The following is a 24574-nucleotide window of genomic DNA, read 5'->3' as shown; positions in this document are numbered from 1 at the left end:
GCGCGACCGCAGCGCCTTGCGGGCGGGCGCCGCGGCGGGGGCGCCGCCCCCGCACCCCCGGGATATTTGCGCTCAGAAGAAGGGGGAGCGGGCCGCGCGGGGCGAGTTTACACCCCCGGCGGCGGGCGATACATCTGCTGCCCAAGTCATCGCCACATCCGCCGAAAGAGCCTTCATGCCGAGCCTGAACGAGATCCGGTCCGCCTTCCTGACCTACTTCGAGAAGCAGGGCCACCGCGTGGTGCCCTCCTCGCCGCTGGTGCCGCGCAACGATCCCACGCTGATGTTCGCCAATTCCGGCATGGTGCAGTTCAAGAACCTGTTCACCGGGGTCGAGAGCCGCGACTACACCCGCGCCACCACGGCGCAGAAATGCGTCCGCGCCGGCGGCAAGCACAACGACCTCGACAATGTCGGCTACACCCGCCGGCACCACACCTTCTTCGAGATGCTCGGCAATTTCTCCTTCGGCGACTACTTCAAGCAAGAGGCGATCCCCTTCGCCTGGGAGATGGTCACCAAGGAGCTCGGCATCGACGCCAAGCGGCTGCTGGTCACCGTCTACCACACAGATGACGAGGCGGCGGCGATCTGGAAGAAGGTCGCGGGCCTGCCCGACGAGCGCATCCTGCGCATCCCGACCTCGGACAATTTCTGGCAGATGGGCCCCACCGGCCCCTGCGGGCCGTGCTCGGAGATCTTCTTCGACCATGGCGAGAAATACTGGGGCGGCCCTCCGGGCAGCCCGGAGGAGGACGGCGACCGCTTCGTCGAGATCTGGAACATCGTGTTCATGCAGAACGAGCTGTTCGAGGACGGCACGATGCGCGAGCTCGACGCCCAGTCGATCGACACCGGCATGGGGATCGAGCGGGTCGCGGCGCTGCTGCAGGGCACCAACGACAATTACGCCACCGACCTGATGCGGGCGCTGATCGAGGCCTCGGCCGATGCCAGCTCGACCGATCCGGACGGGCCCGGCGAGACCCATCACCGGGTGATCGCCGACCACCTGCGCTCGACCTCGTTCCTGATCGCCGACGGGGTGATGCCGTCGAATGACGGCCGCGGCTACGTGCTGCGCCGGATCATGCGCCGCGCCATGCGCCACGCCCATCTGCTGGGCGCCAAGGACCCGCTGATGCACCGGCTGGTGCCGGCGCTGGTGGCCAAGATGGGCGGCGCCTATCCCGAGCTCGGCCGTGCCCAGGCGCTGATCCAGGAGACCCTGAAGCTCGAGGAGACCCGCTTCAAGGCGACGCTCGACCGCGGGCTGAAGCTGCTCGACGACGAGCTTGCCGGGCTGCCCGAGGATGCCGCCCTGCCCGGCGCCTCGGCGTTCAAGCTCTACGACACCTACGGCTTCCCGCTCGACCTGACCCAGGACGCGCTGCGCGAGCGCGGCCGGGCCGTCGACCAGGCCGGCTTCGACGCCGCCATGGCCGAGCAGAAGGCCAAGGCCCGCGCCGCCTGGTCCGGCACCGGCGAGGCCGCCGACCAGGCGATCTGGTTCGACGTGGCCGATGCGCACGGCGCCACCGACTTCCTGGGCTACGAGACGGAAAGCGCCGAGGGCGTGGTGCTGACGCTGGTCAAGGACGGCGCCGAGACCCGCTCGGCCGCGGCCGGAGACAGCGTGCAGATCGTGCTCAACCAGACGCCGTTCTACGCCGAGGCCGGCGGCCAGATCGGTGATACCGGTGTGATCCGCACCGAGGGCGGCCGGGCGCGGGTCACCGACACCCGCAAGAGCGCCGGCGTCTTCATCCATTTCGCCGAGATCGAGACGGGCGAGATCGCCGCCGGCGAGGCCGCCAAGCTCGAGGTCGACACCGACCGCCGTTCGGCGATCCGCGGCCACCATTCCGCGACCCACCTGATCCACGAGGCGCTGCGCCGCACGCTGGGCGATCACGTGGCGCAGCGCGGCTCGCTGAACGCGCCGGACCGGCTGCGCTTCGACTTCTCCCACGCCAAGGCGCTGAGCCCGGAGGAGCTGAAGGCGGTCGAGGACGAGGTCAACGGCTACATCCGCCGCAACGATCCCGTCGAGACCCGGATCATGACCCCCGACGATGCCCGCGCCATCGGCGCGCAGGCGCTCTTCGGGGAAAAATACGGCGACGAGGTGCGGGTCGTGTCGATGGGCCGGCAGGACGGGTCGGGCAAGGGCGCCGACGGCGCCACCTACTCGATCGAGCTCTGCGGCGGCACCCATGTGCGGCAGACCGGCGATATCGGCCTCTGCGTGCTGGTCTCCGACAGCGCCTCCTCGGCCGGGGTGCGGCGCATCGAGGCGCTGACCGGCAAGGCGGCCTTCGAGCATCTGCGCCGCCAGGACCGTCTGGTGGCGCAGCTGGCGCAGGATCTGAAGACGTCGCCCGGCGATCTCGCCGAGCGGGTGCGCACCCTGGCCGAGGAGCGCCGGGCGCTGTCGAACGAGGTGGCGCAGCTGCGCCGCGAGCTGGCCATGTCGGGCGGCGCCGCCGCCGCGCCCGAGGCCCGCGAGGTCGCCGGCGTACCGTTCCTCGCGCAGGTGCTGTCGGGCGTCTCGGGCAAGGACCTGCCGCCGCTGATCGACGAGCACAAGGCGCGGATGGGATCGGGCGCGGTGCTGCTGATCGCCGATACCGGCGGCAAGGCGGCGGTGGCGGCCGGGGTCACCGACGACCTGACCGGCAAGGTCTCGGCGGTCGATCTGGTAAAGGCCGCGGTGGCGGCGCTCGGCGGCAAGGGCGGCGGCGGCCGGCCCGACATGGCGCAGGGCGGCGGCGCCTCGGCGGAGGCGGCCCCCGAGGCCATCAAGGCGGCGGAAGCCGTGATCGGAGGATAAGACCATGCCCGCACTCTGGATCGCCCATGTCACGGTGACCGACGACGAGGCCTATGGCCGCTACGCCAAGCTCGCCGGACCGGCCATCGCGGCGCATGGCGGCGCCTTCATCGCCCGCGGCGGGCGCTACGTGCAGCTCGAGGGCACCGACCGCGCCCGCAACGTGGTGGCGAAGTTCCCGTCGCTCGAGGCGGCCGAGGCCTGCTACCGCTCGCCGGAATACCAGGAGGCGCTGGATCATGCCCGCGGCGCCTCCGAACGCGATCTGGTGATCGTCGAGACCACGGAATAATCCCGGTCGGGGCCGCGACCGCCACCGGCGCAGCGAGGGGCCAGCCCCTCGCGCTCCCCGGGATATTTCTCTCAGAAGAAGGACAGGACGCTCGAAGTGCCGGGCGCGCCTCCGGCCTTTTTCTGAGCGAAAATATCCCCGCCGGAGGCTTCGACGGCGCGACCCGTGCCACGCCGGGCGCGCTGCCCCGACCGCACCAGCCGCGCTGCCCTCGATGGGCGCCGCGGCACGCGGGGACCGGCGGCTCGCCGTGGCGGCAGCGTGTCGCGTGGCGCGCCGCTCAGCTGCCGGCGTCCGACGTCTCCTGGTACACGCCCTGTTCCTTCAGCGCGTCGAGCACTTCCTTGGGCATGTAGGTTTCGTCGTGCTTGGCGAGGATCTCGTGCGCCTCGAAGGTGCCGTCGACGAAACGGCCGGTGCCGACCATGCCCTGGTTCTCCTCGAACAGGTCGGGCAGCACGCCGGTGAAGACCACCGGCACGCTGGCGCCGCCATCGGTCACCCGGAAGGCGATCTGCTCGCCCTGGCCGCGCTTCAGGCTGCCCTCTTCGACCAGCCCGCCGATGCGGAACACCTCGTCGGGCGGCGGCGGCGCCTCGACCACCTGGGAGGGCGAGCGGAAGAAGTTGATGCCGTCGCGCATGGCATAGCCGATCAGCCCGGTGGCGCCGATCAGCGCCACCGCGGCCAGCGTCACCACCTGGATGCGGCGCTTCTTCTTCAGGGATGTCAGGGCCATTCATGTCCTCCGCAAGCTCGACCGCGGCGCAGTCTAGAGGGCCCGCGCGGGCCGCGCGAGGCGGACCGATGTCGCAACCCCGCCGGGCCGGATCCTGCGCTCAGGGAAAACAGGGCGCAAGCATCAGGCCCTGGGTCTCCGGCAGGCCGAGCATCACATTCGCGTTCTGCACCGCCTGCCCCGACGAGCCCTTGGTCAGGTTGTCGAGCGCCGCGACCACGATGGCGCGTCCGGCGATGCGGTCGCCGGTGACGCCGAGATGGCAGAAGTTCGAGCCGCGCACGTGGTGCGTGGACGGCGTCTCGCCGAAGGGCAGCACCTCGAGGAAGGGCTCGGCGGCATAAGCCTCGGCCAGCGTCCGGTGCACGGTGCCCGGATCGCCCGAGACATAGGCGGTGGCGAGAATGCCGCGATTCATCGGCAGCAGGTGGGGGGTGAACTGCACCTTCACCTCGCGCCCCGCCAGGGCCGAGAATTCCTGGTCGAACTCGCCCAGGTGACGGTGCGTGCCGCCCACCGCGTAGGCATTGCTGCCCTCGGAGAGCTCGGCATGGAGCAGGTTCTCCTTGAGCGACCGGCCGGCGCCCGAGACGCCGCATTTCAGGTCAAGGATGATGTCGTCGAGCCCGATCGCTCCGCCGGCGATCAGCGGCCGCAGCACGTATTGCCCGGTGGCGGCGTTGCAGCCGGTCCCGGCCACCAGCCGCGCCTCCCGGATGGCGTCCCGGTAGAATTCGGTGAGGCCGTAGACCGCCTCCTGCTGCATTTCGAGGGCGGCATGGGGATTGCCGTACCAGCGTTGGTAGTCCGCCGGGTCGCGGAGCCGGAAATCGGCCGAGAGATCGACGATCTTGAGGTGCCGCGGGAGTTCGCGGATGACCTCCTGGCTGGTCTTGTGGGGCAGCGCGCAGAAGCACAGGTCGATGCCGGAGAAATCGATCTCCTCCCAGGTCACCAGCTTCGGCAGGTCGAGGTGGCGCAGATGCGGGAAAACCTGCGCCATCTCCTGGCCGGCCTTGGAATTGGCCGCCAGCGCCGCGACCTCGAGGCCCGGATGGGTGGCGATCAGGCGCAGCAATTCGGCCCCGGTATAGCCGCTGGCGCCGATGATCGCGATCTGTTTGCTCATGCCTGTCTCCGTCGCAAGGGATGCCGCCGGTCTAGCGCCCCCGGCGCGGGCTCCGCAAGGCGGACCGGGTCAGGCCTTCTCGAAGCGGATCTCGCGGCGCAGGAACTGCGTGGCCTGGACCGAGACCTTGCGCGGATCGCCGGTGGTCAGGAACTTCGCCGCGCGCCCCGGCCCGCGCATGCCGGGATGACGCTCGAGGTAGTCGGCAAGGCTCTCGGCGACGATGCCGGCCTGCGAATAGACCTCCACCCCCGGCCCCAGCGCGTCGCGGAAGACGTCCTCCATCAGCGGATAATGCGTGCAGCCCAGCATCGCCGCCTGCGGCTCCGGCATCTTGCGCTTGAGGGCGTCGACATGGGAGCGCACCAGCGCCTCGGCGAGGATCATGTCGCCCTCCTCGATGGCGTCGACCAGCCCGCCGCAGGCCTGCGCCTCGACATCGACGCCGATGGCGCGGAAGGCCAGTTCGCGCTGGAAGGCACGGCTGCGCACGGTGGCGGGCGTCGCGAACAGCGCGACGTGGTTGACCGCGACCTCGCGCGGCGGCGAGTTGTCGCCCCAGTTGCGCTCGGTCAGGGCCTCGATCAGCGGCACGAAGACGCCGAGCACGCGCTTGTCGCGCGGCACCCAGGCCTCCTGCATGCGGCGCAGCGCGGCGGCGCTGGCGGTGTTGCAGGCCAGGATGACCAGGTCGCACCCCTCGGCCCAGAGCCGCTCCACGGCGCTGGTGGTGAGCTGGTAGATGTCGTCGGCGGTGCGCACGCCGTAGGGCGCGTTGGCATTGTCACCGAAATAGACGAAGGGCACCTCGGGCAGCCGTTTCGCCACCCGGTCGAGCACCGTGAGACCGCCCAGACCCGAATCGAAGATGCCGACCGCCATGCTCGCCCGCCTCCCTGTCGCGGGCATCGCCCGCGCCGTCTGCAAAGGAACGGGGGCGCGCCATGCGCCCCCTCGCGGGACTGCTCATAGTGCGGCGCGGGGCGGAGATCCATCCGCCGCGCGCCGATGCGTCATTCCGCGGCGCGCTTCATCCCGGCGCCGCCGTCGCGCAGCGCCGCCAGCAATTCCTCGCGGCGCTTCTCGGCCGTGGCGGCATTGGCCATCTTCACCGGGCCGAACCCGCGGATCGCGAGCGGCAGCTCGGCCAGCGCCACCAGCGCGGCGTGGCGGGCGGCATCGTGGCGCGGCAGCCATTCCGCCATGTCGGCCTCGTACTGGGCGATCAGCGCGCGCTCCATGCGGCGCTCCTCGGTGCGGCCGAACGGGTCGAAGGCGGTGCCGCGCAAGCCCTTCAGCCGCGCCAGCAGCCCGAAGGCACGCTCCAGCCGCTCGCCGAAGACGCGCTTCTTCGGTCGGCCGTCCGGCCCCTGCTTGGAGATCATCGGCGGCGCCAGGTGGAAATGCATCTTGAACTCCCCCTCGAAGGCCGCGCGGGCCTTCTCGCGGGTCTCAAGATGCAACCGCGCCACCTCGTATTCGTCCTTGTAGGACAGGAGCTTGTGATAGCCCTTGGCCACCGCCTCGCGGAGCTCGGGATCGGCGACGCGGTCGACCAGGGCGCGGTAGCGGCGGGCCAGGGCGCGGTTCTGATAGGCGGTCAGGTGCTCCTCGCGGAAGCGGATGCGCTCCTCGAGGCTCTTCGGCTTGGCGACCACGCGGGGCTCGGCCAGCCGCGCCGCCGCCTCGGGCTCGAGCGCCGCCCAGCGGCCGATCTCGAAGGCGCGCAGATTGCGCTCGACCGCGGCGCCGTTGAGCCGCACCGCATCCGCGATGGCGGCGTGCGGCAGCGGCACCAGGCCGTTCTGCCAGGCCGCGCCGAGGATCATCATGTTCGAGAAGATCGAGTCGCCCATCACCGCGCGGGCCAGTTCGGAAGCGTCGAAGAGGCTCAGCCGCTCTTTCAGTCGTTTCTCAAGAGCGAGCTTCAACTGGTCGATCGGCAAGGTGAATTCGGTGTTGCGGGTGAACTCTCCGGTGATGATCTCGTGGCTGTTGACCACGGCGCCGCTGCGGCCCTCGCGCAGCAGGCCCAGGGTCTTGGCGCCGGCGCTGACCACCAGGTCGCCGCCGATCAGCGCATCGGCCTCGCCGATCGCCACCCGGACGGCGTCGATGTCCGCGGGCGTCTCGGCCAGCCGCAGATGGACATGCACCGCGCCGCCCTTCTGGGCCAGACCCGCCATCTCCATCATCGCCGCGCCCTTGCCGGCGATCTGCGCCGCTTGCGCCAGCACCGCACCGATGGTGACCACGCCGGTGCCGCCGACGCCGGTGATCACCATGTTCCAGGTCTTGTCGATCGCCGGCAGCGCGGGCTCGGGCATGTCGGGCAGCGTCAGCTCCGCGGTGGCCCCCTTGCGCGGCTTGGCGCCGTCGAGCGTCACGAAGGACGGGCAGAAGCCCTTGAGGCAGGAATAATCCTTGTTGCAGGCGGATTGGTCGATGGCCCGCTTGCGGCCCAGCTCGGTCTCCAGCGGCACCACCGCGACGCAGTTCGACTGCACGCCGCAATCGCCGCAGCCCTCGCAGACCGCCTCGTTGATGAAGACCCGCGTGTCGGGATCGGGAAAGGCGCCCTTCTTGCGGCGGCGGCGCTTCTCGGCGGCGCAGGTCTGCACGTAGATGATGGCCGAGACGCCCGGCACCTCGCGCAACTCCTTCTGGACGTTGTCCATCTCCTCGCGGGGCCGCCAATCGACCGAGGCGGGAAAGTCCTCGCGCCGGGGTTCTTCTTTCTCGTCATAGACAACCGAGATTTTCTTCACGCCCATGGCGTGGAGTTCCTGGGCGATGCGGTCGGGCGTCAGGCCGCCCTCGTTGGGCTGCCCGCCGGTCATCGCCACGGCGTCGTTGTAGAGGATCTTGTAGGTGATGTTGGTGCCCGCGGCGAGCGCCGCGCGGATCGCCTGAACCCCGGAATGGTTGTAGGTTCCGTCGCCAAGGTTCTGGAAAATATGGGGAGTCTTGGAGAACGGCGCCTCGCCGATCCAGTTCGCCCCCTCGCCGCCCATATGGGTGAAGCCGGTGGTGTTGCGGTCCATCCACTGCACCATGTAGTGGCAGCCGATCCCGGCATAGCCGCGGCTGCCCTCGGGCACCTTGGTGGAGGTGTTGTGCGGGCAGCCGGCGCAGTAATAGGGCAGCCGTGCCGCGATCTCGGGTGCATTGTCGGATTTCCGCGCCTCGGCAATCATTTGCAGGCCGGCCTTCACGCGATCCGTGCCGCGGCCCTCCTCGATGAGGATGCCGCCCAGCTTCTCCGCGATCCAGATCGGGTCGAGCGCGCCGCGGGTCGGAAACAGCTCCTCGCGGTGCATGCCGCCGGCGCCGCCCTTGTACCAGCCATAGACCCGGCGGCCCTGCCGGTCGTCGAAGATCGCCTCCTTGACCTGCACCTCGATCAGCTTGCGCTTTTCCTCGACGATGACGATCAGGTCGAGATCCTCGGCCCAGTCGTGGAAGCCCTGCATGTCGAGCGGGAAGGTCTGGCCGATCTTGTAGGTGGTGAGGCCCAGCCGCTCGGCCTCGGCGGCGTCGATGCCGAGAATGTCGAGCGCGTGCACGAGGTCGAGCCAGTTCTTGCCTGCGGCCACGAAGCCGATCTTGGCGCCCGGCTTGCCCCAGACCCTCCGGTCCATGCGGTTGGCATGGCTGAAGGCCTCGGCGGCGTAGCGCTTGAAGTCGATCATCCGCGCTTCCTGGGCATGCGGCGTGTCGCCCAGCCGGATGTTCAGCCCGCCCTCGGGCATGGCGAAATTCGCCGGCTCGAGAAGTTGCATGCGGTCGGGGCGCCCGTCCACCACGGCGGTCGCCTCGATCGTGTCCTTCATCGTCTTGAGACCGACCCAGAGCCCGGAATAGCGCGACAAGGCGTAGCCGTAGATGCCGTAATCGAGGATCTCCTGCACGCCCGCCGGGGAGACGACCGGCATGTAGGCATCGACCAGGGCCCATTCCGACTGGTGCAGGACGGTGGAGCTTTCCCCGGTATGGTCGTCGCCCATCGCCATCAGCACGCCGCCATGCCGCGAGGTGCCGGCCATGTTGGCGTGGCGCATCACGTCGCCGGTGCGGTCGACGCCGGGCCCCTTGCCGTACCAGAGGCCGAAGACGCCGTCATGCTTGCCCTCGCCGCGCAGCTCGGCCTGCTGGCTGCCCCACAGCGCGGTGGCGGCCAGGTCCTCGTTCAGGCCCTCCTGGAACAGCACGTTGGCGGCCTTGAGCCAGCGGTCGGCCTTCTTCATCTGGAGGTCGACCGCGCCCAGCGGCGAGCCGCGGTAGCCGGTGACGAAACCGGCCGTGTCGAGCCCGGCCTTCCGGTCGCGGTGATGCTGGGTCAGCATCAGGCGCACCAGCGCCTGCGTGCCGTTCAGCAGCACTTCATCCTTGCCCAGATCGAAGCGATCGGTCAGGGAAATGTCCTGTTTGCTCATCGTCGCGCCTCCCCACGCCAATGACGGTGCATACTCTCGATAATAGGTCAAAATAGCTGACCTGAACAGGAAAATTCCGGTCCATGCTGCATTGCAGCGAAGATCGGCGGGCACATATTCGATATTTCGTGTACCAATGCCCAAACAGTGCGAAAGTGGACCTGATGGACTGGGACAAGCTCAGAATATTTCACGCCGTCGCCGATGCCGGCAGCCTGACCCATGCCGGCGACATCCTGCATCTCTCGCAATCGGCGGTGTCCCGCCAGGTCCGGGCGCTCGAGGAATCGCTGAACACCACGCTGTTCCACCGCCATGCCCGGGGCCTGATTCTCACCGAACAGGGCGAGCTGCTGTTCGACGCCACGGTGGCCATGGTGAAGCGCATCGAGGCGGCGACGGCGCGCATCCGCGACAGCGAGGAAGAGGTCTTCGGGGAGCTCCGGGTGACCACCACCACCGGCTTCGGCACGATGTGGCTGGCGCCGCGGCTGTCCAAGCTCTACGAGAAATATCCCCAGCTCAACATCGACCTGATGCTGGAGGAGCGGGTGCTCGACCTGCCGATGCGCGAGGCCGATGTGGCGATCCGCATGAAGGAGCCGAGCCAGGCCGACCTGATCCGCAAGCGGCTGATGAACATCCGCATGCGGCTCTACGCCTCGCCGGAATATCTCGAGCAGAACGGCGAGCCGAAGGACCTGAACGAATTGAAGGGCCATCGCCTGATCTGCCAAAACCCGCGTTCGGCGCAGGTCGCCTCGGGCCTGCAGCTGGTCCAGACGCTGATGACCAACGACATCCAGGGCATGCTGACCGTCAACAACTATTTCGGCGTGCTGCAGGCGGTGATCTCGAACCTCGGAATCGGGGTGTTGCCGGATTACATCATCGAGGATTTCCCGCGGATGGTGCGGGTGCTCCCGGGCGTCGAATCCAACGAGGTGCCGGTGTTTCTCGCCTACCCGGAAGAGTTGCGGCATTCCAAACGCATAGCCGCTTTCCGCGATTTCGTGCAGGATGAGATCATGGCCCACCGCGCCAGCCGCAAGGCGATGGGCGCCGATTGACCGGTGCCGTCATGCGCGGATTGCATATCGGAAATGTTGCACCTGCGGCATGGAATTCCTTGATCGACTCGTAACCGACCATTAATTCATCTTTCGAACGATGCGGCGCTCACCAGCGCATCATCTTCATACCTCCCTGTTGGACTTCGGCCGAGCCTTGTGCTCGGCCTTTTTTTGTCCGCTCTTCGGGCAACGGCAGGCCAGCCCCGGCGGCGGGCGGTTGCGCTGCGGCGCGGCATCCCGAATGTCGGACGCGGTCAGGCCGGGAAGACGAAGCAGCGGTCGCGCCGCACCGAGAGCCACATCGGCGTGCCCGGGTTGGGCAGGAAGACGTTCGGCACGGTGGCGCGCAGCACCTCGCCGTCATGCTCCATGCGGAACTCCACCAGGCTCTCCGAGCCCAGGAAGCGCGCGCGTTCGACATGGCCGCGGGCCGGGGCGCCCTGCCGCGTGCTGGGCGCCGGTCCGCGGCCCGAGCGGTCGAAATCGATCGAGACATGCTGCGGGCGGAAGACGATCTCGACCCGGGCGCCGTCGGGATGGCCGGGCGCCAGGAAATCCCCAAAGGGGGTATCGACCAGCGCGCCGTGGACCCGCCCCTCGATGACGTTGACGTCGCTGAAGAAGGCCACCGCGGCCTTGTCGACGGGCGCGTTGTAGATGTTGTAGGGCGCGCCGTGCTGGACGATGCGGCCGCCGCGCATCAGCGCGATCTCGTCGGCCATGCGCATCGCCTCCTCGGGCTCGTGGGTGACCAGCAGCACGCTGGTCCCCTCCTCCTTGAGCAGCGCCAGGGTCTCGTCGCGGATGCCGTCGCGCAGCCGGTTGTCGAGCCCCGAGAAGGGTTCGTCCATCAGCATGATGCGCGGCTTGGGCGCCAATGCCCGGGCCAGCGCGACGCGCTGCTGTTCGCCGCCGGACAGCTCATGCGGCCAGGCATCGACGAAATGGCCGAGCCCCACGCGGTCGAGCAGGCGGCGCACCCGCGCCTCGCGCTCGGCCCGCGGCCCCTTCAGGCCGAAGGCCACGTTCTGGCCGACGCTGAGATGCGGAAAGAGCGCGAAATCCTGGAACATCAGCCCGATTGACCGGCGCTCGGGCGGAACCCGGAAGACGGTGTCGCAGATCAGCCGCCCATCGACATGGATGGTGCCGGAATCCTGCCGGTCGACCCCGGCGATCATCCGCAACGTCGTCGACTTGCCGCAGCCCGACGGGCCGAGCAGGCAGGTGACGTCGCCGGGGCGGATCGCAAGCGACACGTCGTCCACCACGGTCTTGCCGTCGAAGCGCCGGATCAGATTGCGGATTTCCAACCGCGGGGCGGGGGCGTTCAAGGTCTCGGGTCTCACCTGCCGCTATCCAAGCGAAGTTCTCGGGTTTTGCCCGTAGCAGGCCCGCCGGCGCGCCGCAAGCCGCGGTCTCGCACCGGCGCCGCGGGGCGCGTCGCGGCCAGCGCTCATCCGACCGCCCGGGCCAGCCGCGGCAGCCGCGCCTTCTTGAGCAGCGGGCGCATCTCCCAGCTGCCCGAGGACAGGCGCCGCGCCTTGTCGAGCACCGCGTCGCAGACCGCCGCCACGAGGTCCGGCTGCGCCTGCCAGCGGGCCATCAGGAAGGCGTCGGGGTCGATCCGGAGCAGACCCTCCTCGGCCAGCGTGCCGCGCGGGAAATCCTTGGCGTTGACCGTGACGATGGCATCGGCCGAGCCCGCCACCGCGGCGGCCAGGACGTGGACGTCGTTGGGGTCGGGCAGCCAGAGCCGCGCCTCGAGCGAGGGCGGCCAGACGATCTCGGCCTCGGGCCAGTCGGCGCGCAGCTGCGCGATCTCGGCCCGGGCACTGGCCTCGCCCTCTGGGCCGAGCCGGCGCGCCGCCCGCGCCCATTCCTCGAGCAGACGGGCCGACCAGAGCGGCGTGTAGGCGCCGCCGGCGGCGACCCCCAGCATCACCTCGCGCATCACCGTGGGGTAGAGCACGCAGGCGTCGATCAGCACCTTCACAGGCGGAAGACCAGCGCCTTCAGGTAGCCCGACTCCGCCAGCTGCGGCAGCAGCGGATGGTCCGGCCCGGCGCCGCCGGTATAGAGCAGCTGCGCCCGCCGCCCGGCCCGGCCGATGCCGCGCAGGCAGGCGCCCTGGAAGGCCGCGAGGTCGGCGGCGTGCGAGCACGAGCAGAGCACCAGCGCGCCGCCCTCCTCGACCAGCGGCGCGGCCAGCCGGGCGATGCGTTCATAGGCCCGCAGCCCGGCCTCGAGCGCCGGCTTGGCGGGCGCGAAGGCCGGCGGGTCGCAGACCACCAGCCCGAAGCGCGCACCCTCCTCTCCCAGCGCCGTCAGCACCTCGAAGGCGTCGCCCTGCCGGGTCTCGAAGCGGTCACTCATGCCCGCGGCTTTCGCCCCGCCCTCGGCCAGGTCGAGCGCCGGGCGCGAGCCATCGACCGCCAGCGCCGAGCGCGCCCCGCCGGCCAGCGCCGCCAGCGCGAAGCCGCCGACATGGCTGAACACGTCGAGCACCGCCCGGCCGCGGGCCAGCCGGGCCGCGAAGGCGTGGTTCGGACGCTGGTCGTAGAACAGCCCGGTCTTCTGCCCGCCGGTGAGGTCGGCCAGATAGGTCGCGCCGTTCATCGCGACCTCCACCGGCGCCTCGGGCGCGTTGCCGGCCAGCACCGCGTCGACATCGTTCAGCCCCTCCAGCGCGCGGCCGCGGCCGCCGGCATTCTTCAGCACCGTGCCGGCGCCGGTCACCTCGACCAGCGCCGCGGCCAGGTCGGGCAGCAGCGTTTCGGCCCAGGCGGCGTTGGGCTGCACCACGAGGCGGTCGCCGAAGCGGTCCACCACGACGCCCGGCAACCCGTCGGCCTCGGCATGGATCAGGCGGTAGAACGGCGCATCGTAAAGCCGCTCGCGCAGATCCAGCGCCCGCGCGATGCGGGCCGTCAGCCAGGCCCGGTCGATGCGGGCCTCGGCGTCGCGGTCGAGCATCCGGGCGATGATCTTGGAGCCCGGGTTCACCCCGACGACGCCGAGCGGCCGCCGCTCGCCATCCTCGAGCTGCGCCAGCGCGCCCGGGGCCAGCGCCCGGGTGCGCCGGTCGGTGACCAGTTCGTTGGCGAAAACCCAGGGAAAGCCGCGGCGGATCGCGCGGGCATTGGCCTTGGGCATGAGGCGGATCACGGGGAGTTCGGGGGCATGGGTCATGGCGGCGCTCATAGCGGCTCGCACCGGCCGGGGGAAGCGCCCTCAACCGCGCGCCGCGCCGCGCGCCGGCCGACCGCCTCGGCGGCGACGGGCCGCGACAGCGCCGCCGCGCGCCCTACCCTTCCGGGCGGGACCGCCTGCGCAAAGGATGCGGCGAGCGGCTTTACTGTTAGCGCTAACTTCACTACATAGGCGGCAACGCCCCGTGCCCCGGCCGATCCCGCCCCCCGGACCGGCCGGCACCCAGCGACGAGGAGCCAGTCCATGACCCTGAACGCCACCATCGCCCGCGTCACCGAGCGCATCGAGGCGCGCTCCGAGCAGAGCCGCGCCACCTATCTCGACCGCATGCGCCGCGCCGCCGAGGACGGGCCGCGGCGCGCCCACCTGACCTGCGGCAACCAGGCCCATGCCTATGCCGCGATGGGCGAGGACAAGGACGCGCTGGCCACCGGACGCGCCCCCAATATCGGCATCGTCACCGCCTACAACGACATGCTTTCGGCGCATCAGCCCTTCGAGCGGTTCCCGCAGCTGATCCGCGACGCGGCGCGGGCGCGCGGCGGCACCGCGCAGGTCGCCGGCGGCGTGCCGGCGATGTGCGACGGGGTGACCCAGGGCCAGGTCGGCATGGAACTGTCGCTGTTCAGCCGCGACGTCATCGCGCTGGCCGCCGGCGTGGCGCTGTCGCACAACACCTTCGATTCGGCGCTCTATCTCGGGGTCTGCGACAAGATCGTGCCGGGCCTCGTCATCGCCGCGGCGACCTTCGGCTACATCCCCGGCATCTTCATCCCCGCCGGGCCCATGACCTCGGGGCTGCCGAATGACCAGAAGGCCAAGGTGCGCCAGCAATTCGCCGCCGGCGAGGTCGGCCGCGACGCGCTGATGCAGGCCGAGATGGAAAGTTATCACGGCCCCGGCACCTGCACCTTCTACGGCACCGCCAATTCCAACCAGATGCTGATGGAATTCATGGGGCTGCACCTGCCGGGCGCCTCCTTCGTGAACCCGAACACGCCGCTGCGCGACGCGCTGACCGTGGCCGGCACCGAGCGCGCGCTGGAGATCACCGGGCTCGGCAACGATTACCGCCCGGTCTGCGACGTGCTGGACGCGCGCGCCTTCGTCAACGGCATCGTCGGGCTGATGGCGACCGGCGGCTCGACCAATCTGGTGCTGCACCTGCCGGCCATGGCGCGGGCCGCCGGCGTGCTGCTGGAACTCGAGGATTTCGACGAGATCTCCAACGTCACGCCGCTGATGGCCAAGGTCTATCCCAACGGTCTTGCCGACGTGAACCATTTCCACGCCGCCGGCGGGCTCGGCTACATGATCGGCGAGCTGCTGGGCGCCGGCCTGCTGCACGAGGACGTCAAGACGGTCGCCGGCGACGGGCTGTCGCGCTACACGCAGGAGCCCAAGATCGAGGCCGGCCGCGTGGTCTACGGCCCCGGCGCGGGCATCACCCAGAACGACAAGATCCTGCGCCCGGCCAGCGACCCGTTCCAGAAGACCGGCGGCCTGCAGCAGCTGCGCGGCAATCTCGGCCACGGCATGATGAAGACCTCCGCGGTCGATCCCTCGCGCCACGTGATCGAGGCCAAGGCGCGGATCTTCCACGACCAGGACGCCGTCAAGACCGCCTTCAAGGCCGGCGAGTTCACCGAGGACACGGTGGTGGTGGTGCGCTTCCAGGGGCCCTCGGCCAACGGCATGCCGGAACTGCATTCGCTGACCCCGGTGCTGGCGGTGCTGCAGGATCGCGGGCTGAAGGTGGCGCTGGTCACCGACGGCCGCATGTCGGGCGCCTCGGGCAAGGTGCCCTCGGCCATCCACATCGCGCCCGAGGCCGCCAAGGGCGGGCCGCTGGCGCGGCTCCGCGACGGCGACCTGGTGCGGGTCGACGCGGTCAAGGGCGAGATCGCCTGCCTGGCCGAGGATTTCGCGGCGCGCAGCCCGGTCGAGGCCGATCTCGCCGGCAACGGCCACGGCGTCGGGCGCGAAATCTTCGAGGTGTTCCGCCGCAATGTCGGGCTGGCCTCGAACGGCGCCGCGGTGGTGGTCTGACCCGGCCGCCGGACCTTGCCGCATGACCGGTTGACGCGCCGTCACGGCGCCGTCAGGAGAGCATGGAACCGGGCCGGCCGCCGCCGGTCCCCAGAACCACGAGGGAACAAGACATGACACCGCAAGAGGCGAGCGCGCGCTCCGAGGAACTCTGCCGCCTGGCGCCCGTGATCCCGGTGCTGGTCATCGACGACGCGGGCCTGGCCCGACCGCTGGCCGAGGCGCTGGTGGCCGGCGGCCTGCCGGTGCTCGAGGTGACGCTGCGCACGCCGGCGGCGCTCGACGTGATCCGCGAGATGGCGCAGGTGCCCGGCGGCCGGGTCGGCGCCGGCACCCTGCTCACCCCCGCGGATGTCGAGGCGGCGGTGGCGGCGGGCGCGACCTTCGGCGTCTCGCCCGGCGCCACCGACCGGGTGCTCGACGCCTGCGAGGAAGCCGGGCTGCCGCTGCTGCCGGGGGCCGCCACCTCGTCCGAGGTGATGCGCCTGCTCGAGCGCGGCTACACGGTGCAGAAGTTCTTCCCGGCCGAGGCCAATGGCGGCGCCCCGGCGCTCAAGGCGATCGGCGCGCCATTGCCGCAGGTGCGGTTCTGCCCGACCGGCGGCGTGTCGCTGAAGAATGCCGGCGATTATCTGGGCCTCTCCAACACGCTCTGCGTCGGCGGCTCCTGGGTGGCCCCCAAGGACCGCGTGGCGGCGGGCGACTGGGACGCCATCCGCGCCCTGGCCGAGGAGGCCGCAGCGCTGCCGCGCTGAGCCGCCCCGGGGCCGGGCGCACGCCCTGCGGCCGATCCCGGATGCCGGCCGCCGTGGCGCCGGTCAGCCGGCGGCGGCGAGGGCGCGGTCGATGATCGCGCCGGCCTCCTCGGTGGCCTCGCCCAGCGTGCCGGCCAGCGCCTCCAGCGTCTCTTCCCCGGTCACCCGCAGCAGCAGCGCCCGCTCCCCGGCGCCGAGCCCCTCGGGGTCGAGCGGCGCGTCGCTCATCAACCGGGCCACCACCTGCACCGCCCAGAGCATGCGCCAGGTGGCGTCGAGCGCCGCGGCATCCTCCGCGCTGAGCCAGCCGCAGGCCGCGCCCGCCTCGAGCCCGGCGCGCAGGCCCTGCGGCGCGCCCTCGCCCAGCAGCGCCCCGGCCTGGGCCACCAGCTCGATCTCCTGCATCCGGCCGCGGCCCACCTTGGGCTCCCAGATCGGCGCCACGCCCTTGGCGGCGGCGATGCGCTCGCGCATCTCGGCCAGCCGGGCCAGCGCCTCGGCGCGGTCGCGCGGCGTGCTCAGCACCTCGCGGCGCACCTCGGCCACCTCCTCGCAGAGCGTCGCATCGCCGGCCACGCAGCGCGCCCGGGTCAGCGCCAGATGCTCCCAGAGCCACGCCTCGCCGTGCTGGTAGTCGCGGAACGCTGCGAGGCTGGTGGCCACCGGTCCCTGGTGCCCCGAGGGCCGCAGCCGCATGTCGACCTCATAGAGCCGGCCCTCGGCCATCGGCGCGCTGAGCGCGGTGATCAGCGCCTGGGTCAGGCGCGCGTAATAGGTCCGCGAGGCGAGCGGGCGGCGCCCGTCCGAGCCCTCGACCCCGTCGGCGTCGTAGATCACGATGACGTCGAGATCGGAGCGCGCATGCAGCCGCCCGGCGCCCAGCGAGCCCATCCCCACCACCGCCGCGCCGCGGCCCGGCGGGGCGCCGTGCTTGCGCGCGAACTCGGCGATCACCGCCGGCCAGATCGCTCGCATCACCGCCTCGGCCCGGTCGGCATATTGCCGCCCCGCCTCGTCCGGGTCGATCAGCCCGCGCAGGAAATGCACCCCGGTGCGGAACCGCCATTCCCGCGCCCAGCGGCGCGCCGCGTCGAGCTTGCGCTCGTAATCGTCCTCGCGCGCCAGGATGTCCTCGAGCTCGGCCTGCAGCCGCTCCCGGCCCGGCCAGTCGGCGAAGAAATCTCCGCCGATCACCGCGTCGAAGACGGCGGCGTTGCGCGACAGGTAGCGCGCCAGGTCCTCGGAGACCGAGACGATGTCGATCAGCAGGTCGACGAGCTGCGGGTTGGCCTCGAAGAGCGAGAAGACCTGCACCCCGGCGGGCAGCCCGGCGAGGAAACCGTCGAAGGCGGCCAGCGCCTCCTCGGGCTTGGCCGAGTCCTGCAGCCGGGCCAGGATGCCGGGCTTCAGGCGATCGAAGATCTCCACCGCCCGGGCCGAGCGCAGCGCCGGGTAGCCGGGCCAGCGGGCGAGGATGTCGGCGCCGAAATCGTCCTCGACCTCCGCCACGTCCTCGCCGTCCTGCGGGCCCCGCGACTGGGCGAAGAAACGCTCCGAGATCTCGTGCACCTCCTCCAGCCGCCGCTTCAGGTCGCGCTCCAGATCGGCGCGCGCCACCCCCATCAGGCAGGCCAGCCGCTCGAACCCCTCGGGCGAGCCCGGCAGTTCGTGGGTCTGGGCGTCGGCGATCATCTGCACACGGTGCTCGACCTCGCGGTGGGCGCGGTAATGCTCGGCCAGGGTCTCGGCCACGTCCTCGGGCACCCAGCCCTTCCGGGCCAGCACCCGCAGCCCCGCCACGGTGCCGCGGACGCGCAGATCGGGGTCGCGGCCGCCGGCGATGATCTGCCGGGTCTGGGTGAAGAACTCGATCTCGCGGATGCCGCCCCGGCCGAGCTTCATGTTGTGCCCGGGCAGCGTGATCGGCCCGCCCAACCCCTTGTGGGCACGGATCTTGAGCCGCATGTCATGCGCGTCGCGGATCGCCGCGAAGTCGAGATGGCGGCGCCAGACGAAGGGCGAGATGTCGGAGAGAAAGCGCGCCCCGGCCTCGAGATCGCCCGCCGCCGGCCGCGCCTTGACATAGGCCGCGCGCTCCCAGGTCCGCCCGACGCTCTCGTAATAGCGCTCGGCCGCCTCCATCGACAGACAGACCGGGGTCACCGCGGGGTCGGGCCGGAGCCGCAGATCGGTGCGGAAGACGTAGCCCTCGGCGCTCTGCTCGTTGAGCATCTGCGACATCTGCCGGGTCGCCCTGACCAGCGCCATGCGGGCCTCGTCGTAATCGGCCTCGTCATAGCGGGTCTCGTCGAAGAGGCAGATCAGGTCGATGTCGGAGGAGTAATTGAGCTCCCCCGCGCCCATCTTGCCCATCGCCAGCGCCACCAGTCCCGCCGCCTCGAGCGGCGCGTCCTCGGCGATGCCGGGCAGCCTCCCGCGCCGGGTCTCGCGCGCCAGGGCCGCGCGCATCGCCCGGTCCACCGCCAGATCGCCGAACTCGGTGAGCGCCTGGGTCACCGTCTCGAGCGGCCAGACCCCGGCGAGATCGGCCAGCGCCACCAGCAGCGCCAGCCGGCGCTTGGCGCGGCGCAGCGCCGCCGGCGTGTCGGCCGGGGCGATGTCCGAGAGCTCGGCATGGAGCCCGAGGCGCGCCGCCTCGGGATCGGCCATCGCGGCCTCGAGCCAGTCCGCCTCGCGGCCGATCAGCCCGGCGAGGTAGGGACTGCTGCCGGCCGCGCCCTCCAGAAGCTCGGCCACCGGGCCATCCGCCCAGCTGCAGGCGGCGCTGGCATCGCGGCCGCGCTCGGCATCGAAGGGGCGCGGGCTGCGCGTCATGCGATCGGAAATGCTCATGCGCCGTTGATGCCCGTTGCATTCGCCCGCTGCAATGGCGACCTCTTGCCCGGGCCGTCCGCACCGGCCCGGCAGGCAGAAGGACGGGAGACACGCATGAGCAAGAGCCTGAAACGGGTGGAACGGGCGCTCGCGGCGGCCGGCGTGGCGGTGGATATCCGCGAGGTCGGCGCCGCGCGCACCGCGGCGGAGGCCGCGGCCTCGGTGGGCTGCGCGCTCGACCAGATCGCCAAGTCGATCATCTACCACGACCCGGTGACGGACCGCGCCGTGCTGTTTTTGACCGCCGGCGGCAACCGGGTCGACGATGCCCGCGCCGCGGAACTGGCCGGGGCGCCCCTCGGCAAAGCCGACGCGGCGCTGATCCGGGCGCAGACCGGCTTTGCCATCGGCGGCGTCGCCCCGGTGGGCCACCTGTCGCCGATCCGCGCCTGGCTCGACCCGCGGCTTCTGGACTTCGACGCGGTCTGGGCCGCCGCCGGGACGCCGCGCCACGTCTTCCGCATCGACCCGGCGCGGCTGCCCGAGCTGACCGGCGCGGCGGTGGCGGACTTCGTCCGGCCGGCGGCGGCGGCGTGATGTGAAAAGTTTTCACATCGCCCTTGAACCGGCGCCCGGCAATGCCGATCTGGGTTAATGTGAAAGACATTCACATAACCCACACCCCCAACGGAGGTCCGTCCATGATCGATGCAACTTCATCCTCCGCCCTGCCGGCCCGCCCGGGCTGGCTGGCGCGCGGCGAGGCTTGGCTCGACGCCCGCGGCAAGGCCGCCTGGATCGTCGCCACCATCGCGGGCTTCATCCTGTTCTGGCCGCTGGGGCTGGCCCTCCTCGCCTACATGATCTGGAGCAAGCGCATGTTCGGATGCTCGCATTCCGCCCGCAAGAGCTGGGCGCCCGCCGGCTTGGCCGCGATGAAACCCTCGGGCAACGCCGCCTTCGACGCCTACAAGTCCGACACGCTGCGCCGGCTCGAGCAGGAACAGAAGGATTTCGAGGCCTTCCTGAAGCGCCTGCGCGAGGCCCGCGACAAGGCCGAGTTCGACCAGTTCATGGCCGACCGCGCCCGCAAGGAGGACACCGGCCCCGAGCCCGGGGAGCGCGACTGAGACCCGAAGCGGCCCGGATCGCGGATCCGGGCCGCCTTGGCCACGCCTTTCGGCCCGATCCCAGACTCCGATCGCGACGCCCGACCCAGGAGATGACCATGCAGACGACGCTTTCCGGCCAGTTGCCCGACCCGGCCCTGCAGCCCGAATTCTACGACGGCGTGACGCTGAAACGCGCCGTGGCCTGGGTCGTGGACGTGGTCCTGGTCCTGCTCATGGTGGTCCCGGTGGTCGTGCTCACCGCCTTCGTGGGGCTGTTCTTCCTGCCGATGCTGATGCTCGGCGTGGGCTTCGTCTACCGCTGGGTGACCATCGCCAACTCCTCGGCCACCTGGGGCATGCGGCTGATGGCGATCGAGCTGCGCGACGCCCATGGCCGGCGGCTCGATGCCGGCACCGCCTTCCTGCACACCGCCGGCTACGCCTTCGCCATCAGCACCGCCATCGTGCAGCTGGGCTCGGCGCTCCTGATGTGCGCGACCGAGCGCGGCCAGGGGCTGAGCGACCTGATGCTCGGCACCGTGATGGTCAACCGGCGCGCCTGAGCCGCGCGCCGCCTCGCCGGTCCGCCGCCGGGACCTCGCCCCGGCCCCGGCGCAGTGCCGCGGATGCGGGCGCATTGTTCGCCAGTCCCGGCCGCGGCCGCAATGTCCCGCGGCGGGGCTTGGCGAGGGGGGGTTTCGTTGCTAGGTTTTTCGCGATCGGCCCCTCGGTAGGACATCCATGCGCCACTCGCTCCCTCTCGCGCCGCAATTCTACGTGACGGCGCCGCAGCCCTGCCCCTACCTGCCGGGCCGGATGGAGCGCAAGCTGTTCACCGCGCTGCAGGGCGACCAGGCCGAGAGGCTCAACGACGCGCTCTCCAAGCAGGGCTTCCGGCGCTCGCAGAACGTGCTCTACCGCCCGTCCTGCTCGGATTGCGCCGCCTGCCTCTCGGCGCGCATCTCGGTGGCCGATTTCAAGCCCTCGAAGAGCCAGCGCCGGACCCTGAACCGCAACGCGCATCTCGAGCGGCACGCCACCTCGCCCTGGGCCACCGAGGAGCAATACGGCCTGTTCCGCAACTATCTCGACCAGCGCCACGCCGATGGCGGCATGGCCGACATGGACGTGTTCGAATTCGCCGCGATGATCGAGGAGACGCCGATCCGCAGCCGGGTCATCGAATATCTCGACCGCGACAGCCGCGCGCTCGAGGCGGTGTGCCTAACCGACATGCTCGATGACGGGCTGTCGATGGTCTATTCCTTCTACCGCCCCGAGGCGCCGCAGCGCTCGCTCGGCACCTGGATGATCCTCGACCATGTCGAGATCGCCCGCGAGGCCGGCCTGCCCTACGTCTATCTGGGCTACTGGGTGCCGGGCTCGCCGAAGATGGGTTACAAGGCCAATTTCGCCGGGCTCGAGCTGTTTCGCGGCGGCGCCTGGCAGAAGATGGTGGCGCGCGACGATTATTCGTCCGAGACCCATCCGCTCTCCACCGACCCGATCGCCGAACAGGTCGCCAACATCTCGCTGCCCGACAGCCGGGCCTGAGCGGCAGTTTCTGGCCTGCGCCCCGGCCCGAGGGCGCGGGCGCGGCGGGAGGGCCTGGATGGGGGCGCTGCCCCCGGCCTCTGCGAGGCCTCCCCCGGGATATTTCGGCTCAGAAGAAGCGGCGCGCGGGGCGCGCGGGGGGCCTCGGCCCGCGCGCCCCGCAGGGGGTCAGTTCGGGATCAGGTCGGGCACGATGGTGACGATGCCGGGGAAGAACCACAGGATCGCCAGGCCCAGCACCTGGATCAGCACGAAGGGCACCACGCCGCGGTAGATCTGCCCGGTCGTCACCGTCGCCGGCGCCACGCCGCGCAGGTAGAACAGCGCGAAGCCGAAGGGCGGGGTCAGGAACGAGGTCTGCAGGTTCACCGCGATCATGATGGTGACCCATTTCGGATCGAAGCCGCCGCCGTAGATCACCGGGCCGACGATCGGCACCACGATGTAGATGATCTCCAGGAAGTCGAGCACGAAGCCCAGCACGAAGAGCACCAGCATCACGATCAGGAAGACCTTGTACTCGTCGTCGAAGCTGCGCAGGAACTGCTGGATGTAGTGTTCACCGCCGAAGGAGATCACCACGAGGTTCAAGAGCTGGCTGGCGATCAGGATGGTGAAGACCATCGAGGTCACCTTGGCGGTCTCGCGCACCGCCGGCGTCAGCACCCGCGAGCGCAGCAGCACCCAGCAGGCATAGAGCAGGCCGAACAGCGCGAACAGGAAGGCGCCGTAGGCCACCAGAAAGGCGATCCAGGATTCGAAGGACACCTCCGGCAGGTTCACCCGCACGTCGAAATTCACCCCCACGATGATCATCAGCGCCACCGCCAGCGTCGCCCAGGTGACGATCCAGGGATCGCGCCCCTCCTCGCGCAGCTTGCGGTAGGCCGCCAGCATGATCGCGCCGGCGGCGCCCAGGGCCGCGGCCGGCGTCGGGTTGGTGATGCCGCCGAGGATCGAGCCCAGCACCGCGATGATCAGCACCAGCGGCGGGAAGATCACCCGGATCAGCTCGTTCCGGGCGAGCCGCGCGGCGGCGTGCCTGGCGGCCCAGAGCGCCAGCGCCAGGGGCAGCAGGATCCACAGCACCGTGGCCCCGGCCGAGGTCAGCGGGCCGATAAACAGGACATCGACCAGCAGCAGCAGCAGCACCCCGGCGGCGCCGGCGATCAGCGGCTTCGGATCGGCGCTCGGCGCCATGCCGCGGGCGAAGGCGAAGAGCAGCGCGAAGACCAGCGCGAAGGTCGCGATGCCGGTGCCCACGGGGGCGGCATTGGCGATCTTGCGCAGCCGCAGCTCCTCGATGCGCTCGTCGCTGAGCCGCTCCGAGGCGGTCACGCCGCCGGCCTTGTCGATGATCTGCTGTTCGCCCACCGCGCGGTCCCAGGCCGCCTGTCCGTGCAGCTCGATCATCGCCTCCTGGCAGGCCGGCGGCACGTTGGTGCGCAGCGACGCGGTCTGGCCGGCCTCGGAGAAGCGGTCGACCGTCACCGATTGCGAGCCGACCAGGTTGACCTGGCCCAGCAGCATGGTGCCGGCGATCAGCGCCGCGGGCACGAAGAGGAACCAGGTCAGCGCCTCGCCGCGGGTCACCACCTCGCCCCCGGCGCGGTCGGCGAAGGCCACCGGCGGCGCCTTCTGCGGGTTCAGCAGCGCGAAGCCGAAGGCGTAGCCGGCATAGAGCAGCGCCAGCAGGATGCCCGGCAGCAGCGCCGCCTGGAACAGCGTGCCCACCGAGACCACCGCCGGCTCGCCCAGATAGGTCAGCGCGTCCGAACAGCCGGCGAGCTGCGCCCGCTCCTCCTGGCTGGCGGAGTAGAGGTCGCCCGCCAGCGTGCCGAGCAGCACGATGACGATCGAGGGCGGGATGATCTGGCCGAGCGTGCCGGAGGCCGCGATCACCCCGGTCGAGAGCTCGGTCGAGTAATTGTTCCTGAGCATCGTCGGCAGCGCCAAGAGGCCCATCGTCACCACGGTGGCGCCGACGATGCCGGTCGAGGCGGCGAGGAAGGCGCCGACCACCACGATGGAGACCGCGAGCCCGCCCGGCAGCGGGCCGAAGACCCGCGCCATGGTGGTCAGCAGGTCGTCGGCGATGCGCGAGCGCTCGAGCACGATGCCCATCAGCACGAACATCAGCACCGCCAGCAGGGTCTCGATCGAGGGGCCGGCCAGGACGCGTTCGTTGATCCGGTTGACGATGAAGGAGACGTTGCGCTCCATCGCCGTCTCCCAGCCCAGCGGGAAGACCGATTCCGCCACCCGCGGCAGGTCGGGGTAGCGGAACTTGGAGATCGTCTCGGCCCGCACCCCGTCGGCGATCAGCGCGTTGTATTCCGCCGACCCCTGGTCGATGGCCTGGTGGATCAGCAGCCCGGCGCTGTCCATCGCCGCGATGATGGCGAAGGAGATGACGCCGGCGCCGCCGATGGCGAAGGCCACCGGGAAGCCCGACAGGATCGCCGCGAAAAGGGTGATGAAGACGATGATGAGCCCGAGCTCGACACCATCAAGTCCGAAGAGCATGTCCGCTGTCCCCGCCGGTTGTCTGGTC

Annotated in this window: 18 protein-coding genes; 9 read left to right on the top strand and 9 right to left on the bottom strand. The window is 70.7% G+C overall.

All coding sequences use genetic code 11. From position 1 onward, the window contains the following. Nucleotides 1–175: 175 nt before the first annotated feature. Nucleotides 176–2833, top strand: a complete 2658-nt coding sequence (gene alaS / locus ACXYMW_RS16240) for an alanine--tRNA ligase (protein ID WP_459036379.1) — start codon at nucleotides 176–178, stop codon at nucleotides 2831–2833. A gap of 4 nt (nucleotides 2834–2837) precedes the next feature. Continuing rightward, complete coding sequence (locus tag ACXYMW_RS16235; RefSeq protein WP_459036378.1) at nucleotides 2838–3125, top strand: DUF1330 domain-containing protein; 288 nt, start codon at nucleotides 2838–2840, stop codon at nucleotides 3123–3125. 280 nt (nucleotides 3126–3405) lie between these two features. Here ACXYMW_RS16235 and ccmE read toward each other — a convergent pair whose 3' ends face one another. The 4 genes from ccmE to ACXYMW_RS16215 all read right to left on the bottom strand — a co-directional run bounded on the left by ccmE (nucleotide 3406) and on the right by ACXYMW_RS16215 (nucleotide 9429). Next, nucleotides 3406–3864 carry a cytochrome c maturation protein CcmE gene (ccmE, locus tag ACXYMW_RS16230; RefSeq protein ID WP_459036377.1) on the bottom strand — a complete coding sequence of 153 codons (459 nt, stop codon included), beginning with the start codon at nucleotides 3862–3864 and terminating at the stop codon, nucleotides 3406–3408. 100 nt (nucleotides 3865–3964) lie between these two features. Further along, on the bottom strand, nucleotides 3965–4993 hold the full coding sequence (gene argC, locus ACXYMW_RS16225) for an N-acetyl-gamma-glutamyl-phosphate reductase (protein WP_459036376.1): 1029 nt from the start codon (nucleotides 4991–4993) through the stop codon (nucleotides 3965–3967). Nucleotides 4994–5062: 69 nt separating this feature from the next. After that, on the bottom strand, nucleotides 5063–5875 hold the full coding sequence (locus tag ACXYMW_RS16220) for a glutamate racemase (protein ID WP_459036375.1): 813 nt from the start codon (nucleotides 5873–5875) through the stop codon (nucleotides 5063–5065). Between the two features lie 131 nt (nucleotides 5876–6006). After that, complete coding sequence (locus ACXYMW_RS16215; protein ID WP_459036374.1) at nucleotides 6007–9429, bottom strand: indolepyruvate ferredoxin oxidoreductase family protein; 3423 nt, start codon at nucleotides 9427–9429, stop codon at nucleotides 6007–6009. Nucleotides 9430–9593: 164 nt separating this feature from the next. Between ACXYMW_RS16215 and ACXYMW_RS16210 the strand changes: the two genes are divergently transcribed. After that, a complete protein-coding gene (locus ACXYMW_RS16210; protein ID WP_459036380.1) occupies nucleotides 9594–10499 on the top strand; it encodes a LysR family transcriptional regulator in 906 nt (301 codons plus the stop codon). A gap of 257 nt (nucleotides 10500–10756) precedes the next feature. Here ACXYMW_RS16210 and ACXYMW_RS16205 read toward each other — a convergent pair whose 3' ends face one another. The 3 genes from ACXYMW_RS16205 to ACXYMW_RS16195 form a co-directional block, all read right to left on the bottom strand. After that, complete coding sequence (locus tag ACXYMW_RS16205; RefSeq protein WP_459036373.1) at nucleotides 10757–11815, bottom strand: ABC transporter ATP-binding protein; 1059 nt, start codon at nucleotides 11813–11815, stop codon at nucleotides 10757–10759. A gap of 143 nt (nucleotides 11816–11958) precedes the next feature. Next, nucleotides 11959–12498 (bottom strand): RSP_2648 family PIN domain-containing protein, encoded by a 540-nt coding sequence (locus ACXYMW_RS16200; RefSeq protein ID WP_459036372.1) that lies wholly within the window; start codon nucleotides 12496–12498, stop codon nucleotides 11959–11961. Further along, on the bottom strand, nucleotides 12495–13694 hold the full coding sequence (locus ACXYMW_RS16195; protein ID WP_459036371.1) for an RSP_2647 family RNA methyltransferase: 1200 nt from the start codon (nucleotides 13692–13694) through the stop codon (nucleotides 12495–12497). Before ACXYMW_RS16195 ends, ACXYMW_RS16200 begins: the two co-directional genes overlap by 4 nt. A 264-nt stretch (nucleotides 13695–13958) precedes the next feature. On the opposite strand from ACXYMW_RS16195, the gene edd reads away from it, so the two are divergent. After that, complete coding sequence (edd, locus tag ACXYMW_RS16190) at nucleotides 13959–15764, top strand: phosphogluconate dehydratase (RefSeq protein WP_459036370.1); 1806 nt, start codon at nucleotides 13959–13961, stop codon at nucleotides 15762–15764. Between the two features lie 113 nt (nucleotides 15765–15877). After that, entirely contained in the window at nucleotides 15878–16519 is a 642-nt protein-coding gene (gene eda / locus ACXYMW_RS16185) for a bifunctional 4-hydroxy-2-oxoglutarate aldolase/2-dehydro-3-deoxy-phosphogluconate aldolase (RefSeq protein WP_459036369.1), read from the top strand. 63 nt (nucleotides 16520–16582) lie between these two features. Here the strand turns inward: eda and ACXYMW_RS16180 are convergent, their stop codons facing one another. After that, nucleotides 16583–19372, bottom strand: a complete 2790-nt coding sequence (locus ACXYMW_RS16180; protein WP_459036368.1) for a bifunctional [glutamine synthetase] adenylyltransferase/[glutamine synthetase]-adenylyl-L-tyrosine phosphorylase — start codon at nucleotides 19370–19372, stop codon at nucleotides 16583–16585. A 96-nt stretch (nucleotides 19373–19468) separates the two neighbouring features. Between ACXYMW_RS16180 and ACXYMW_RS16175 the strand changes: the two genes are divergently transcribed. The 4 genes from ACXYMW_RS16175 to ACXYMW_RS16160 all read left to right on the top strand — a co-directional run bounded on the left by ACXYMW_RS16175 (nucleotide 19469) and on the right by ACXYMW_RS16160 (nucleotide 22020). Then, complete coding sequence (locus ACXYMW_RS16175) at nucleotides 19469–19951, top strand: YbaK/EbsC family protein (RefSeq protein ID WP_459036367.1); 483 nt, start codon at nucleotides 19469–19471, stop codon at nucleotides 19949–19951. A gap of 104 nt (nucleotides 19952–20055) precedes the next feature. Further along, a complete protein-coding gene (locus ACXYMW_RS16170; RefSeq protein ID WP_459036366.1) occupies nucleotides 20056–20484 on the top strand; it encodes a DUF2852 domain-containing protein in 429 nt (142 codons plus the stop codon). 98 nt (nucleotides 20485–20582) lie between these two features. Then, nucleotides 20583–21029, top strand: coding sequence for an RDD family protein (locus ACXYMW_RS16165; RefSeq protein WP_459036365.1), 447 nt, complete (start codon nucleotides 20583–20585; stop codon nucleotides 21027–21029). 178 nt (nucleotides 21030–21207) lie between these two features. Continuing rightward, nucleotides 21208–22020, top strand: a complete 813-nt coding sequence (locus tag ACXYMW_RS16160) for an arginyltransferase (RefSeq protein ID WP_459036364.1) — start codon at nucleotides 21208–21210, stop codon at nucleotides 22018–22020. A 168-nt stretch (nucleotides 22021–22188) separates the two neighbouring features. On the opposite strand, the gene ACXYMW_RS16155 is transcribed toward ACXYMW_RS16160, so the two are convergent. Beyond that, nucleotides 22189–24546, bottom strand: a complete 2358-nt coding sequence (locus ACXYMW_RS16155; protein WP_459036363.1) for a TRAP transporter large permease — start codon at nucleotides 24544–24546, stop codon at nucleotides 22189–22191. Between the last annotated feature and the right edge of the window lie 28 nt (nucleotides 24547–24574).

It is taken from the genome of Roseivivax sp. CAU 1761 (assembly GCF_054482755.1).
This window is presented reverse-complemented; position numbering and strand designations above follow the sequence as displayed.